Below are 15,847 nucleotides of genomic sequence, written 5' to 3' on the forward strand. Positions count from 1 at the left end.
TCAAAGATTGCGCGAAATGACCATGCGCTGAATATCGCTGGTGCCTTCGTAGATCTGGCAAACCCGCACATCGCGGTAGATGCGTTCCAACGGGAAGTCGCTCAGGTAACCGTAACCGCCAAGGGTTTGCAACGCTGAGGAGCAAACCTTTTCAGCCATTTCCGAAGCAAACAGCTTGGCCATCGAGGCTTCCACCAGCGCCGGTTTGCCGCTGTCACGCAGGGCAGCGGCGTAATGCACCATTTGCCGGGCGACGGCGATTTGAGTCGCCATGTCCGCGAGGCGGAAGGCAACAGCCTGATGCTCGATGATCGCCTTGCCGAAACTCTCACGCTCACGCGCGTAATCACGGGCCGCTTCGAACGCGGCGCGGGCCATGCCCACCGATTGCGAGGCAATGCCCACGCGTCCGCCTTCAAGGTTGGCCAGGGCGATTCTGTAGCCTTCGCCCTCCTCGCCCAACCGATTGGCCACCGGCACCTTCACGTCTTCAAAGAGAATCTGGCAGGTGTCCGAGGCGTGCTGGCCGAGTTTGTCCTCGACCCGTGCAACCTTGTAGCCCGGTGAGTCGGTGGGCACGATGAACGCGCTGATTCCGCGTTTACCGGCAGTCGGGTCAGTGACCGCAAACACGATCACCACCCCGGCGTTCTGCCCGGAGGTGATGAATTGCTTGCAGCCGTTGAGCACGTAGTGATCGCCGTTCAGGCGGGCGCGGGTTTTCAGGCTGCTGGCATCGGAGCCGGCCTGCGGTTCGGTGAGTGCAAAGGCACCGAGCATGGCACCGCTGGCCAGGGGCTTGAGGAAACGCTCCTTCTGGTCGTCGTTGCCAAACTTGAGGATCGGTACGCAACCCACCGAGTTGTGCACGCTCATGATGGTCGAACAGGCGCCATCGCCCGCCGCGATTTCTTCCAGGGCCATGGCGTACGCCAGGTAGCCAGTGTCGCAGCCGCCCCACTGCTCGGGCACGAGCATGCCGAAAAAGCCCAACTGGGCCATCTCGCCGATGGCCTCCTTGGGAAAGCGGTGCTCGCGGTCCCACTCGGCGGCGAACGGTTTGAGCCGCTCCTGGGCAAATTGCCGGGCCGCGTCGCTGATTTGTAGTTGTTCGTCAGTCGGGAGCATGGTGGTGGTTCCTTAGTACAGGCATTCAACGGCCATGGCCGTGGCTTCGCCGCCGCCGATGCAGATGGCTGCAACGCCGCGTTTCAGGCCTTTCTGGCGCAGGGCCGAGAGCAGGGTCACGAGGATTCGCGCACCGGACGCACCGATCGGATGGCCCAGCGCACAGGCGCCGCCATGGACGTTGACCTTGCTGTGGGGGATTTCCAGTTTGGTCATGGTCACCAGGCTGACCACTGCAAACGCTTCGTTGACCTCAAACAGCTCGACGTCATCCAGCGACCAGCCGGTTTTCTTCATCAGCTTTTTGATCGCGCCCACCGGTGCCACCGGGAACAGGCCTGGCGTATCGGCGAACGCCGCGTGACCATGGATCACCGCCAGCGGTTTCAAGCCACGCTTTTGCGCTTCCGAACGCCGCATCAGCACCAACGCCGCCGCACCGTCGGAGATCGAGCTGGAATTGGCCGCCGTGACCGTACCGCCGTCGCGGAACGCCGGTTTCAGGCTGGCGATCTTGTCCAGTTTGGCCTTGGGCGGTTGCTCATCGTCGGTGATGGTTTTTTGTTCCTTGCCGACCATGACATGCACCGGAACGATTTCAGCGTTGAAACTGCCGTCCTTGATCGCCTGTTGGGCGCGGGTGGTCGAAGCAATGGCAAACGCGTCCTGGGCTTCACGGCTGAAACCGTTCGCCTCGGCGCAATCCTCGGCGAAGGTGCCCATCAGGCGACCCTTGTCGTAGGCGTCTTCCAGACCATCGAGGAACATGTGGTCGAGCACTTTGCCATGGCCCATGCGATAACCGCTGCGCGCACGGTCCAGCAGGTACGGTGCGTTCGACATGCTTTCCATGCCACCTGCCACCACCACTTCAGCGCTGCCGGCCAGCAACATGTCGTGGGCCAGGATGGCCGCTTCCATCCCTGAGCCGCACATTTTGTTGAGGGTGGTGCAACGGGTCGACTTGTCCAGCCCGGCAGCCAGCGCCGCTTGACGTGCCGGCGCCTGACCAAGGCCCGCCGAGAGCACGCAACCGAACAGCACTTCTTCAACGGCGTCGTTGGCCACACCGGCACGTTCGACGGCCGCGCGGATCGCCGCAGCGCCCAGTTGCGGCGCGCTCAGGCTCTTGAGTTCACCTTGAAAACCGCCCATCGGGGTGCGGACGGCGCTGACAATAACAATCGGATCGTTGGAAATAGTCATGACAAATACTCCTTATTTGGCGGCCATGCGCAAGGCACCGTCGAGACGGATCACCTCACCGTTGAGCATGCTGTTCTCTATGATATGCCTGACCAGCGCGGCGTACTCGCTCGGTTTGCCCAGGCGCGGCGGAAACGGCACACCGGCGGCCAGGGAGTCGCGGACTTCCGGGGTCATGCCGGCCATCATCGGCGTTTCGAAAATGCCGGGGGCGATGGTCATCACGCGAATACCGAAGCGCGCCAGTTCACGGGCGGCCGGCAACGTCAGGCTGGCAATCGCGCCTTTGGACGCCGCATAGGCAGCCTGGCCGATCTGCCCGTCGAACGCCGCCACCGAGGCGGTGTTGATGATCACGCCGCGCTCGCCGTCGGCATCGGCATCGGTCTCGGCAATGGCCGCAGCCGCCAGACGCAACAGGTTGAAGCTGCCGATCAGGTTGACGTTGATCACCTGGCTGAAACTGGCCAATGCATGAGGGCCGTTTTTGCCGAGGATCTTCTCGCCACGCACCACGCCCGCGCAGTTGATCAGGCCGTGCAAACCGCCAAACGCTGCAACAGCAGCATTGACCGCCGCTTCAGCGGCCACTTCCTGGCTGATGTCGGCCACGACGCAGTGGGCACCGAGCTTTTTCGCCTGGGCCGCAACGGCCTCGGCGTTCAAATCCACCAGCATCACTTTGGCGCCAGCAGCGACCAACATTTCAGCGGTGGCCGCGCCCAGACCTGAAGCGCCGCCACTGACGAGAAAAGCCTTGTTTTCGATCTGCATCATTGTTTCCTTGGGTTCAAGCCGAAGCCTTGTTAACCGCGGCCTCTTGAGCCTTGGCGATTTCCTGGTTGCGCAAGATAAAGCGCTGCAATTTGCCGCTTGGGGTTTTCGGCAATTCGCTGACAAATTCGATTTCACGGGGGTACGAATGCGCCGCCAAACGCTTGCGCACATGCTGGCGCAGCTCTTCGGCAAGCTCGGGTGAGGCACGGTATTGAGGGCTGAGTACCACGAAGGCTTTCACCAGTTCGGTGCGCTCCGGGTCAGGTTTACCGACCACGGCGGCTTCAACCACGGCCGGGTGTTCGATCAGCGCGCTTTCAACGTCGAACGGCCCTACCCGATAACCCGAGGTGGTGATCACGTCATCGCTGCGCCCGACGAAGCTGATGCTGCCGTCCGGGTTCAGCTCCACGGTGTCGCCGCTGAGGTAGTACTGGCCGACGAACGCCTTGGTCGGCGCGCCTTCGTAACCGTTGAACCAGCACATCGGTGACTGGCTGCGGTCGATGGCGAGAATCCCCGGTTGGCCCACCGACAACTCCTGGTGGTGCTCGTCGAGTACCACGATCCGGTGCCCCGGCGAGGCAAACCCGGCCGCACCGATGTGCACTGGGTGTTCAAGGCCATGGTGGTTGCACAGCACCATGCCCAGTTCGGTCTGGCCGTAGTGGTCGTGGATCAGCACGTTGAGATTGTCGGCGAACCAGCGGATCACTTCCGGGTTCAGCGGCTCGCCGGCGCTGCTGACGATGCGCAGCTTGCCCTTGATCGAACGGGCGAATTCGTCGCCCCCGGCAATCAGCAGCCGGTACGCCGTTGGCGAGCCGGTCAGGTTGGTGATGCCGTATTTGTTGATCACCCGGCAGGTGCTTTCGAGGGTGAACGGGCCATCGTAAAAGGTGATCGGATGGCCCATGGCCAACGGCCCGGTGACGCCGAAATAAATGCCGTAGGCCCAGCCCGGATCGGCCACGTTCCAGAAGGCGTCTTCGGGGCGCAAATCCACCGCGTCGCGGGTGTAACTCTGAAAGGCAACGATGGCCTTGAGCGGCACCGACAGGGCTTTCGACGGGCCGGTGGTGCCTGAGGTGAACATCAGCAGGAACGGGTCTTCGCCGCTGAGCAGCACCGGTTCGCACTGTGCCGAATAGTTGGCCAGTTCGGCCCAGAAGCTGAAGTCCCCACGCACGATGCCCTGACCTTTCGGGCCACCGACAGTAACAATCGTCGGGCAATCAGCAACGTCATTGAGTTTGGGACGGTTCACCGCGTCGGTCACCACCACGGCAGCACCTGAACTGTTGAGGCGGTGTTCGATGGCTTTCGGGCCGAAAGCCGTGAACAGCGGCTGATAGACCGCGCCGATGCGCCAGGTAGCGAGCACTGCGATCAGCAATTCGACGTTACGCGGCAGCAGGCCGGCGACCTTGTCACCCTGCTTGACGCCCTGCGCCCGCAGGAAATTGGCGAACCGCGCGGCTTTGTCCTGCAAGTCACTGAAGGTGTAGGTCGCGCTGGCACCGTCGCGGCCCTCCCAGAACAACGCGATGCGACCCGGCAAAGCGTGGCGGTCGCAACACTCGACGCAGGCGTTGAGCGCCGTCAACGAACCGCTCAGTGCGGCATCGACGGTAGTTTGATAGTTGAACTGTGAAGTCGCAGACAGGTAATCGCGCATTGCCAGAATCCCTCTGTATTTTTATTAGGTTGGGGGAACCGTAAAAATCAGGGAAATACTCGCTCTGCGTGCCGGGCGCGGCAATGGTCAAAGCTATCAAGTTGCTTGACTGGTTTGGCCAAGACTCAAGCGGTGCACCGCCTGCCGCCTCAATACAAGGCCCGGATCAGCTCGCTTCGTTGAGGATCAAACTGCGGTAGTGCCCAGGATTGGACCCCGACCATTTGCGAAACGCCTTGTAGAACGAGCTCGCATCAGCAAACCCCAGGCGCATGGCGATCTCGGCGAAGCTGATCGAAGGTTCCGCCAGCCAGGCAATCGCCAGTTCTTTGCGCACGCTGTCCTTGAGGCCCTGATAAGTCTGCCCCTCCTCGGCCAGCCGCCGACGCAAGGTCGATGCCGACATGCACAGGCGCTGTGCCAGTGTGTCGGTTTCCGGCCAGTGTTCGGCGCTCAAATGCCGCAAATCCTGCTTGATCCGGCTGGCCAGGCTTTGCGGGTCGCGGTACTTGACCAGGATATTGGCCGGGGCGTGAGCCAGGAAACGCTTGAGTTCTTCGGCATTACGCTTGATCGGCAGGTCGAGGCAGTCGGCGGAGAAGATCATCCGCGTGCGCGGCCGGTCGAAACGCAGGTTTTCGGAGAACATCACCTCATAGTCGTGGCAGAAGTCCGGCCGTGGGCAGCGCAGTTCGATGGCGAGAATCGGAATCCGCCGCCCGGCCAGCCAGCAGGCGACGCCATGGACGATCATCCAATAAGTGAAGTAGGTAAATGCGCGGCGCGGTTGCGGGTCGTCTTCCAGCAGGACGATTTCCGCCAGGCTTTGCTGTCGCACCAGTTGCGCGGGCATGCGTTCGAGCATCAGCGACAGAAAATTCAAACCGGATTCCAGTGCCGTCGCTACCGTCGGCTGGGCCATGGAAGAACGACACAGGAACGCCAGGCTGCCGGACTTCAGTTTGCGCGGGTCCATGCCAAAGAACTCGTCACCCGTGCGCCGGGCCAGCAGCCGCCAGAGTCGAGCGTAGTGAGTGGCTGGCACACGGGCCTCGAACAGTTCCAGCAACGCCGGATCGATACTGACCTTGCGCAGTACTTCATCACTGGCATCACCGGCCGTGCAGCTCTGCAATAACGCTTCACGCACCAGATGAATGGAGATGGTGTCTTTTTCCGACATCGATCAGTGAGCGCCCTGTTAGTGGAGTGTTGGCCATCTTAGGCAGTGGTGGACAAAAAGCCAGCCTCCTTTGGTAGGGCAGACACTCGTTTGCAAGGGCTCCTGCGGCGCAGCCCTTAAAGGATGCGGTAGAGCAACCGTTCGATCCGCACGCGGCTCACCCGCCGCAAGAACTTGCCAACCGCTGCCGGGTAGTCGACCAGCGTTTCCAGTTGCTGATAACGCTCGATGCGCGTGGTGTTGCGGAAAATCTCCGTCAGCTCGGTGCGACGCGGTTCCATCAACTCGCTGTGCGGATCATCGATCAGCAAGGCGTTTTCCAGGTCCAGACGGAACGCTCGCGGGTTGAGGTTGTTGCCGGTCAGCAAGGTGTAACGCTGATCGACCCACATGCCCTTCAAGTGATAGGTGTTGTCGCCCTCACGCCACAGGTGCAGGTTCAACTGGCCGCTGTCGATCATCCGCTGATGGCGTTTGGCGAAGCGGCGCAGGCTGATTTCATACAGGTAAGGCAGCGCCGCGATCACCTTGAACGGTTCGCTGGGCGGAATGTAGAAATCGTTGGCCGTCTTGTCACCGACGATGATGTCGATCTTCACCCCGCGAGCAAGCGCCCGGTTGATTTCCCGGGTAACCGGCAACGGCAGGTTGAAGTACGGCGTGCAGATGGTCAGTTGCTGCTGAGTACAGGCAATCAGTTCAAGGATCACCCGGCTCAACGCATTGTTCTTGCCCACCCCCAGCAACGGGCTGACCGACAGGCCGCCAGTGGGGAGCGTACCGGCCGTGGTGTCGTATGCTGCGTGCTTGAGGCGGCTGCGCAGGTCCCCGATGTCGTTGCGCAGGCTGCGCGTGGTCGGCGGGTTGGGCAGATCAAGGCGATGCACGGCTTTGGAAGCGATCAGCCCATGCTGGATCAAGTGCTGCATGGAATCAGCCAGGGCGCTGTTGCGCAGCACGTGATAACGGTCGAAACGGTACTTGTCGAACTTGTGCAGGTAGACGTTGTTCAGGCTCGCGCCGCTGTACACCACACAATCATCGATCACGAAGCCCTTGAGGTGCAGCACGCCGAACAGCTCGCGGGTTTGCACGGGTACGCCATAGATCGGTACTTCGCTGTCGCGGTCCCGGGTCTCTTGCTGATACCAGGCCGCGTTACCCGGCTGCTTGCCGGCGCCGATCAACCCGCGCTGGGCGCGCAACCAGTCGACCACCACCACCACGTCCAGCGTGGGGCGCGCGGTTTTGGCGGCGTGCAAGGCATCGAGGATTTCCTGGCCAGCTTCATCCTGTTGCAGGTAAAGCGCGACGATGTAGATACGCTGGGTCGCCTGGGCGATTTTCTCCAGCAGGCAACGGCGAAACTCGTCAGCGCTGCCCAGAATGGTGACGGCGTCGGCGGTCAGCGCAAAACTGCGCAGTTTAGGCAGTAGGGAACGTTTGAAAAGCGACGGCATAGGGCTCGCAAATGGGTCTAATCCGAAGAGCGCATGAGCTTACACCATGGAACCGTTCCGGTCTTCACGCGTTGAGATTCACAGCGCTGATATTTAATGGCAACGCCATCAAAGTAAAAAATAGTTGACCAAGGAGAATGATCGTTCTACTGTTTGCCGCATGAACGAAATCACTAGCAACGACACACGCGACATCATTCTGGATGTCACCGAAAAGTTGATCTACAAAAGTGGCATTGCCGCCACAGGCATGGATCTTCTGGTGAAAACCGCCGGCGTCTCCAGAAAAAGTATCTACCGCTACTTCGCCAACAAGGACGAACTGGTGGTGGCCGCCCTGCAGCGACGCGACCTGCGCTGGATGACCTGGTTTCGCGCCGAAGTCGGCAAAGCCGACTCATCGGGCGAGCGCCTGCTCAACCTGTTCACGGTACTCAAGCACTGGTTTGCCAGCGAAGGCTTTCGCGGCTGCGCCTTCATCAACACCAGCGGCGAAACCGGCAACCCGCAAGACCCGGTGCGCCTGGTAGCAAAGGAACACAAACAGAAACTGCTCGACTACGTGTGCGAGCTCTGTACCGAACATGGCGTACACGACCCGCAGGCACTGGCCCACCAGTTGCTGATCCTGATCGATGGCGCCATTACCGTTGCTCTTGTCATGGGCGATCACAGTGCCGCCGATAATGCGCAATGCATGGCGCGTAAGTTATTGGACCTGTAACCGTTTAAACAAGAACGACCTGTTGTTTGAACACTCACTTTTCCTTGGAGACTTTAAATGTCATCTAATGCCGAAGTTCGTCCGCCACTTCCGCCGTTCACCCGTGAGTCGGCCATTGAAAAAATCCGCCTGGCCGAAGATGGCTGGAACTCCCGCGATGCACAACGGGTGTCGCTGGCTTATACGCTGGACACGAAATGGCGCAACCGCGCCGAATTTGCCAGCAACCGCGAAGAAGCCAAGGGTTTCCTGACCCGCAAATGGGCCAAGGAACTGGACTATCGACTGATCAAGGAACTCTGGGCCTTTACCGACAACCGCATTGCTGTGCGCTACGCCTACGAATGGCGCGACGACTCCGGTAACTGGTTCCGTTCCTACGGCAATGAGAACTGGGAGTTCGACGAACACGGGCTGATGTCCAACCGTCACGCCTGCATCAACGACATGCCAATCAAGGAAAGCGACCGCAAGTTCCACTGGCCGCTGGGCCGTCGCCCGGATGAGCACCCAGGGCTGTCAGACCTGGGCTTGTAAACGCAAGACCGGCAATGCCCGAAAGGACATTGCCGGTCTGCGCTCACGCTTGTCGATTCGCCCCAGATACGGCTTTACTGCGTCACGCCGCTCATCCGAGGCCGTGCCACACGCGCCCATCACGGACCAGCAACTCTTCGCCTGCCGCGGGACCGTCTTCACCGGCCGGGTAGCCTTGCACCGACGCATCCTGTTGCCAGGCATCCAGGAACGGCTGCACGGCACGCCAACCGTTTTCGATGTTGTCGGCACGCTGAAACAGGGTTTGATCGCCGGTCAGGCAGTCGTAAATCAGGGTTTCATACCCCGTCGACGGCTGCATCTCGAAGAAGTCCTTGTAGGCAAATCCCAGTTCGATGTTCGCCATGTTCAGCGCCGGGCCGGGCTTCTTGGCCAGCAAGTCGAACCACATGCCTTCGTTCGGCTGGATCTGGATCCTGAGGTACGTCGGTTGCAGTTGATCGACTTCGGTGTCGCGAAACTGTGCGTAAGGCGCGGGCTTGAAGCAGATGACAATCTCGGTGTCGCGCACGCTCATGCGTTTGCCGGTGCGCAGGTAAAACGGCACGCCGACCCAACGCCAGTTGTCGATCATCACCTTGAGTGCCACGTAGGTTTCAGTGTTGCTGTCGGGGGCGACATTGGCCTCTTCGCGGTAACCGGCCAACGGCTTGCCGTCGATTTCACCTGCTGTGTACTGACCGCGCACCGAGTTGGCGCGCGCATCTTCGATGGACCAGGGCCGAATGGCCCCGACCACCTTGGCTTTTTCGCCACGCACTGCGTCGGCGCCAAACGCCGCCGGAGGTTCCATGGCCACCATCGCCAGCAACTGGAAGAGGTGGTTGGGCACCATGTCACGCAATGCGCCGGTATGTTCATAAAAGCTACCACGCGTTTCGACTCCCACGGTTTCCGCCGCGGTGATCTGTACGTGGTCGATGTAATGGTTGTTCCAGAATGCTTCAAACAGGCTGTTGGAGAACCGGCTGACCAGAATGTTCTGCACGGTTTCCTTGCCCAGGTAGTGGTCGATCCGGTAGATCTGTTTTTCCGACATGACCTTGAGCAAACACGCGTTCAAGGTTTCGGCGGTGTGCAGGTCAGAGCCAAACGGTTTCTCGATCACCACGCGGCGGAAAGCCTCGGGGCCCTCCCCCAGCAACCCGCCAGCCCCCAGCCGACGCACCACTTCACTGAAGAAGCGTGGCGCGGTGGCCAGGTAGAACACCGCATTACCCGTGCCGCTGGCAGCAATTTTTGCTGCCAGCGCCTGATACGTGCTGTCGTCCAGGAAGTCGCCCTGGACGTAGCTGATGCCCTTGGCCAGTTTGGCCCACAAGCTCGGGTCCAGCGCCTGTTGGCCACTGCCGACCTTGCTCGCCGCTTCGGTACGGATGAAGTCTTCGAGTTTCTTGGCGAAGTCCGCATCGCTGATCGGGTTGTGATCGACGCCAACGATCCGCAAGCCATCGTTGAGCAGGCCGTCGCGACTGAGGTTGTACAGCGCCGGCATCAGCAGGCGCTTGACCAGGTCGCCATGGGCGCCGAACAGGAACAACGTGGTCGGCGGCGCAGGTTCTGCCTTGGATTTCTTGCGGATCGAGGTCATTTCTTCGGCGTCTCTACGTGGCCGCCAAAGCCGAAGCGCATGGCCGACAGGAGTTTGTCGCCATAGGTACTTTGCTGGCGCGAGCGGAAACGGGCGAACAACGAGTTGGACAACACCGGAACCGGCACCGACTGTTCCATGGCCGCTTCGATGGTCCAGCGACCTTCACCGCTGTCGGCCACGGCGCCAGAGTAACCGTCGAGTTTCGGATCGCTGGCCAATGCGTCGGCGGTCAGGTCCAGCAGCCAGGAAGACACCACGCTGCCGCGACGCCAGACTTCAGCGATATCGGCCACGTTCAGGTTGAAACGCTGATCTTCAGGCAGGTTTTCACTGGCCTTGGTTTTCAGAATGTCGAAGCCTTCGGCAAACGCCTGCATCATTCCGTATTCGATACCGTTGTGAATCATCTTCACAAAGTGCCCGGAACCCGCTGGCCCGGCGTGAATGTAGCCACGCTCGGCGCGATCGTCGTCGGCAACACGGTCCTTGGTACGCGGAATATCGCCCAGGCCCGGCGCCAGTGTGTCAAACAACGGATCGAGGCGATTCACCACGTCGGCGTCGCCGCCGATCATCATGCAATAGCCACGCTCCAGCCCCCAGACGCCGCCGGAGGTGCCGACGTCGATGTACTGCAATCCTTTTTCCGCGAGGGTTTTGGCCCGGCGGATATCGTCCTTATAGAAGGTGTTGCCGCCATCGATGATCACATCACCTGCGTCCAGTAACTGGCTCAGGGTGTCGATGGTTTCTTCGGTCGGTGCGCCCGCAGGCAACATGACCCAGACCGCTCGGGGTTTATTGAGTGCCGCGACCAGTGCCGGCAAGTCTGCGACGCCAGTAGCGCCCTCTTGGCTCAGGGTGTCAACGAACGCGGTGTTGCGGTCGTAGACCACAGTGGTGTGCCCGTTGAGCATCAGGCGCCGCGCAATGTTGCCGCCCATGCGGCCCAGTCCAATGATCCCCAGTTGCATGTGCTGATGCTCCTTACTACAAAAAAAGGTATGTCACAGGTTATAGCCCAATGAAACTCATGTGGGTTAGTCCAGAGGGATGCAACATAGTTTCCGGGCAAAATGCCCAATCACCATGGATAACGTCGCTCGAGCCGTTGAAGGCACAACGACAATCAAAAATAAAAAAGTTCCCATGCTGCCTAAAAGAAATCAAAATTGGCGCCGATAGTGATTCAAGCCGTTTGACGAGGCTCAATCACAGTTGATGCACGCCATTTGCGAGGTGAGCAATGGACCCTGTCGTTACCGCACGTCCCCCACAAACCCTGTATGTCAGCATCCGTCGTGATGAACTGCGCCAGCTCAAAGACGAGCGCGAACACTTGTTGCGCCAGGTTGCCCAACTGCGCCTGTTGTTGCAGCAGGCCCAACTGCCGCAAACCCCGGCCGTGACACTCAAGGCCGCCGGCCTCTGATCGCACTGAACGCAAGGGTTCCGGCGACAGCCACCGCGAACCTTTGACGTACAACATGCCTCAGCCCCTTCCTCTGCGTCGGCCGGACACTCGTTCCTGTGCTGACTTTGCCTGCTTGCTGTCAGTTGGCTGAACGAAACTCACAAAGTTTTCACACCGTGTTGGCAATACTCCCAAGCTTTATGACTGCTCGTCGACGCGCGAGCAGTCGATCGTTCGTCGGTGTCCTTGAGGATTACGGCGAACCGTTGACGACGACGGGAGCGCTCAATGACATTGTTCAAACGCAGCAGCAAGCCTGCGACAGGGTTTGACTGGGCCGGCCTCGGCTGGCTGTTTCTGTTCTTCTGGTATTTCTCCGGCATCACCCAACTGCTGATTCTGACCACAGGCACCGCCGGTTTTGCAGGCTTTCGCCAAGCCTTCGTAATGAGCACCCTGTGGCTTGCGCCAATGCTGCTGTTCCCGGCCCGTACCCGGTTACTGAGCGCGCTGATCGGCGTGGTGCTGTGGGCCTGCTCCATGGCAAGCCTGGGTTACTTCTTCATCTACCAGCAAGAATTCTCGCAAAGCGTCATCTTCATCATGTTCGAGTCGAACATCTCTGAAGCTGGCGAATACATGACCCAGTATTTTGCCTGGTGGATTGTACTGGGTTTCATTGCCCACACGCTGATGTCTATTTTCCTCTGGACCCGTGTGCGTCCGGTCTACCTGCCCCGACTCCAGGCCTGGGCCGCTGCGACGGTGATTCTGGGGGCGGTGCTCGGTTACCCCATCGTCAAGCAGATCTCCAAGACCGACACCCTGACCGCCGCCATGGAGAAAATCGAAACCCGCATCGAGCCGGCAGTACCATGGCAGATGCTGGTCGCGTACCGCCGCTACACCCAGCAACTGGACAACATGCAGGGCATGCTCGCGGATGTCGGCAAGATCCCGCCGTTGAAAAACCTCAAGGACACCATGGCCAATCAACCGGCAACCCTGGTGCTGGTGATCGGCGAATCCACCAACCGTCAACGCATGAGCCTGTACGGCTACCCTCGCCAGACCACGCCGGAACTGGACAAGCTCAAGGATCAACTGGCGGTCTTCGATAACGTCATCACCCCGCGGCCGTACACCATCGAGGCGCTGCAACAGGTACTGACTTTCGCCGACGAGCAGAACCCGGACCTGTACCTCAAGACTCCGTCGCTGGTCAGCGTGATGAAACAGGCCGGGTACAAGACTTACTGGATCACCAACCAGCAGACCATGACCAAGCGCAACACCATGCTCACGACCTTCTCCGAGCAGGCCGACGAGCAGGTGTACCTGAACAATAACCGTAACCAGAACGCCCGCCAGTACGATGGCGACGTGCTGGAGCCGTTCTCCAAGGCGTTGGCCGAAGACGCCCCCCGCAAGTTCATCGTCGTGCATTTGCTGGGCACGCACATGAGCTATCAGTACCGTTACCCGCCAACGTTCGACAAGTTCCAGGACCGCCAGGGTGTTCCGGCCGGTGTTCGCGATGACCAGGTGCCGACCTACAACAGCTACGACAATGCGGTGCTGTACAACGATTTCGTGGTGTCGAGCCTGATCAAGGATTACGCCAAGACCGATCCGAACGGCTTCCTGCTGTACCTCTCCGACCACGGTGAAGACGTCTTTGACTCGGCCGGCCACGATACGCTGGGCCGTAACGAGGGCAAGCCGACCGCACCGATGTACACCATTCCGTTCATGGCCTGGGCATCGCCGAAGTGGCGCCAGACCCATGACTGGAACTTTGCCGGTGAACTCGACCGTCCTTACAGCAGCTCGCAGTTGGTGCATACCTGGGCGGACATGGCCGGTTTGAGTTTCGATGAGCTCGACCGCAGCAGAAGCCTGGTCAGCGACAGTTTCAAACCGCGCCCGTTGATGATTGGCAACCCCCATGAGCAGAGCGCCAGGGCGTTGATCGACTTCAGCCTGATCAAGCCCAAACCGGTCACCGCCTCCCCTACACCGGCCGTGGTGCAGCAGTAACCATCGGAGTTGCAGGCACAGGGGGCGCCTGGCTCTTGTCGGCGATGACGTTCTTAAGGACGCTATCGCCGGCAAGCCTAGCGCCTACGAAAAGCAGATCTAGCCCCACACAAACGCCCCGACGGCGGCCCCCACCAGCACCACTCGCCAGGGCCGGCCACTTGCCGACCGTCAATGCCAACAGCGCCAGTATCGCCAGCGCCAGATCCAGCGGCTTTACGATGGTATGCGTCCACAACGGCTCGTACAGCGCCGCCAGCAACAACCCCACCACCGCCGCGTTAACGCCGGCCAACGCGGCTTGAACCCCGCCGTTGCGACGCAACGATTGCCAGAACGGCAGCACGCCGATCACCAACAGCAACGACGGCAGAAAGATCGCCAGCAAAGCGACCAGTGCCCCACTCCAGCCGCCCATCGAAGCCCCTAGAAACGCCGCAAAGGTGAACAACGGGCCCGGCACGGCTTGCGCTGCGGCATAACCGGCGACAAAGGTGTCGCTGCTGACCCAACCCGAATCGACCACGGCGTTTTGCAGCAAGGGCAACACCACATGGCCGCCGCCGAACACCAGCGCCCCGCACCGGTAGAACCCATCCATCAATGCCGCCAGTGAGTCAGGCCATCGCTGCGCAATCAGTGGCAAACCCGCCAGCAGCGCAAAAAAGATCCCCAACGATAACCAGGCGACGGGACGGCTGACGGCGATCGACAGACCGTCGCCTTTTGGCTCGACAGTCGGTTTGAGCAATACCCACCCGATCACCGCGGCCCCCGCCATTACGGCCAATTGGCTGAAAATGCCCGACCACCACAGCACACCCAACGTAGCGGTCAGCGCAATGCCGATACGCACCAGCCCCCGACACAGGGTTCTGGCCATGCCCCACAGTGCTTGAGCAACCACCGCCACGGCGACAATTTTCAGACCGTGGATCAGGCCGTTCGGCAGCCCCCATCCCCCGCTAGCAATGCCCAACCCCAGCGCACTCAGCAACAGCGCCGACGGCAAGGTGAAACCCGCCCAGGCAGCGAGGGCGCCCAGGTAACGGGCGCGAGACAGGCCCAGCGCCATGCCGACCTGACTGCTGGCAGGCCCCGGCAAAAACTGACACAGGGCAACCAACTCGGCATAAGCAGCTTCGCTCAGCCAGGCCCGGCGCTGCACGAACTCCGTGTGGAAATACCCCAGATGGGCCACCGGCCCACCAAACGAGGTCAACCCCAGGCGCAGGAAAATCAGAAACACCGCCCAGGCGCCGTCATGCGTACCACGCTGTGCACTCATCGGCGTTCGCCCATGGATTTACAGTGCCTTGGTCCAGAACAGCATCCGCCCGTGAGCCGGGTCGAACATGCCGGCCGCAAAACCGAATTTGCTGTAGGAAGCCTGGGCGACCGGATTACCTTCGAGCACTTCCAGGGTGATTTTGCAGCAGCCGCGCTGGCGGGCGATGTCTTCAACTTTTTGCAGCATCTTCTGGCTCAGGCCCAGGCCACGAAACTGCGCAACCACCACCACATCATGGACGTTGACCAAAGGGCGGCAGGCGAAGGTCGAAAAACCCTCGAAGCAGTTCACCAACCCCGCCGGCTCGCCCCCGACAAACGCCAGCACACTGAACGCATAGGGACGCTTGGCCAGCTCTGCCGGCAGTTGCTGCAACACATCGGCGGACAACGGCTGGCCACCGCCCATTGGGTCCTCGGCGTAATGATTGAGCACCAGGCTGATGGCCTCGGCGTGAACCGGGTTGGTGTAGCTGGCCTGCAATACCAGAATGTCTGCGGATTCCATTTCCATCCTCGATAAGTCGTCGGTTTCCTTTCGGCTGACGGGCATTCAGGCGCCCGGAAAGGTCGACAGACAGTAGCGCGCCGCCCCCGGGCGCGACAACAGGGGTTTGCACTTTGGCCCTGACGGGTCGATACGCCCAATTGAGCCTCATCGACAAAAAGCAGGAATTGTCCGGTTTTTACGACGGGTAAATACACAACCCTGTTTATTGCGCAGGCCTACATAACCCACTCTTGGCGCAACTCACTGAAATATAACCATTTTAACTAATCATCACGATTTGCATG

At 60.4% G+C, this 15,847-nt stretch carries 13 protein-coding genes and 1 pseudogene; 4 read left to right on the forward strand and 10 right to left on the reverse strand.

Features of this window, described 5'->3' with window-relative positions:
- From AABM54_RS13445 to pssA, 6 genes are all read right to left on the reverse strand, one after another.
- Positions 1-1,128, reverse strand: a complete 1,128-nt coding sequence (locus AABM54_RS13445) for an acyl-CoA dehydrogenase (protein WP_347900409.1) — start codon at positions 1,126-1,128, stop codon at positions 1-3.
- Between the two features lie 12 nt (positions 1,129-1,140).
- Positions 1,141-2,334, reverse strand: a complete 1,194-nt coding sequence (locus AABM54_RS13450; RefSeq protein ID WP_347900410.1) for an acetyl-CoA C-acyltransferase — start codon at positions 2,332-2,334, stop codon at positions 1,141-1,143.
- 12 nt (positions 2,335-2,346) lie between these two features.
- Positions 2,347-3,108: an SDR family NAD(P)-dependent oxidoreductase gene (locus tag AABM54_RS13455; protein ID WP_347900411.1), complete on the reverse strand. Its 762-nt coding sequence runs from the start codon at positions 3,106-3,108 to the stop codon at positions 2,347-2,349.
- 16 nt (positions 3,109-3,124) lie between these two features.
- A complete protein-coding gene (locus tag AABM54_RS13460) occupies positions 3,125-4,789 on the reverse strand; it encodes an AMP-binding protein (RefSeq protein WP_347900412.1) in 1,665 nt (554 codons plus the stop codon).
- A 166-nt stretch (positions 4,790-4,955) separates the two neighbouring features.
- Complete coding sequence (locus tag AABM54_RS13465) at positions 4,956-5,972, reverse strand: AraC family transcriptional regulator (RefSeq protein WP_347900413.1); 1,017 nt, start codon at positions 5,970-5,972, stop codon at positions 4,956-4,958.
- 116 nt (positions 5,973-6,088) lie between these two features.
- Complete coding sequence (pssA, locus tag AABM54_RS13470; protein WP_347900415.1) at positions 6,089-7,432, reverse strand: CDP-diacylglycerol--serine O-phosphatidyltransferase; 1,344 nt, start codon at positions 7,430-7,432, stop codon at positions 6,089-6,091.
- A gap of 160 nt (positions 7,433-7,592) precedes the next feature.
- On the opposite strand from pssA, the gene AABM54_RS13475 reads away from it, so the two are divergent.
- Positions 7,593-8,156, forward strand: a complete 564-nt coding sequence (locus tag AABM54_RS13475) for a TetR/AcrR family transcriptional regulator (RefSeq protein WP_347900416.1) — start codon at positions 7,593-7,595, stop codon at positions 8,154-8,156.
- 57 nt (positions 8,157-8,213) lie between these two features.
- Entirely contained in the window at positions 8,214-8,693 is a 480-nt protein-coding gene (locus AABM54_RS13480; RefSeq protein WP_347900418.1) for a nuclear transport factor 2 family protein, read from the forward strand.
- 91 nt (positions 8,694-8,784) lie between these two features.
- Here the strand turns inward: AABM54_RS13480 and zwf are convergent, their stop codons facing one another.
- Positions 8,785-10,305, reverse strand: coding sequence for a glucose-6-phosphate dehydrogenase (gene zwf, locus AABM54_RS13485; RefSeq protein ID WP_347900419.1), 1,521 nt, complete (start codon positions 10,303-10,305; stop codon positions 8,785-8,787).
- A pseudogene (gene gnd / locus AABM54_RS13490) lies at positions 10,302-11,294 on the reverse strand (phosphogluconate dehydrogenase (NAD(+)-dependent, decarboxylating)); the annotation flags it as partial. The pseudogene gnd and the gene zwf, both read right to left, overlap by 4 nt.
- Positions 11,295-11,554: 260 nt before the next feature.
- On the opposite strand from gnd, the gene AABM54_RS13495 reads away from it, so the two are divergent.
- Both AABM54_RS13495 and AABM54_RS13500 read left to right on the forward strand, forming a co-directional pair.
- Entirely contained in the window at positions 11,555-11,740 is a 186-nt protein-coding gene (locus AABM54_RS13495) for a DUF6026 family protein (RefSeq protein WP_347900420.1), read from the forward strand.
- A gap of 270 nt (positions 11,741-12,010) precedes the next feature.
- Complete coding sequence (locus AABM54_RS13500) at positions 12,011-13,762, forward strand: phosphoethanolamine transferase CptA (RefSeq protein ID WP_347900422.1); 1,752 nt, start codon at positions 12,011-12,013, stop codon at positions 13,760-13,762.
- Here the strand turns inward: AABM54_RS13500 and chrA are convergent.
- Both chrA and AABM54_RS13510 read right to left on the reverse strand, forming a co-directional pair.
- The gene (gene chrA / locus AABM54_RS13505; RefSeq protein ID WP_347900424.1) at positions 13,737-15,050 is read right to left on the reverse strand and encodes a chromate efflux transporter; all 1,314 of its coding nucleotides are present in this window, start codon (positions 15,048-15,050) and stop codon (positions 13,737-13,739) included. The genes AABM54_RS13500 and chrA overlap by 26 nt on opposite strands.
- 18 nt (positions 15,051-15,068) lie before the next feature.
- Positions 15,069-15,560: a GNAT family N-acetyltransferase gene (locus AABM54_RS13510; protein ID WP_347900426.1), complete on the reverse strand. Its 492-nt coding sequence runs from the start codon at positions 15,558-15,560 to the stop codon at positions 15,069-15,071.
- Positions 15,561-15,847: the final 287 nt, after the last annotated feature.

This window comes from Pseudomonas purpurea (assembly GCF_039908635.1).
In the GTDB taxonomy this organism is placed as follows: domain Bacteria; phylum Pseudomonadota; class Gammaproteobacteria; order Pseudomonadales; family Pseudomonadaceae; genus Aquipseudomonas; species Aquipseudomonas purpurea.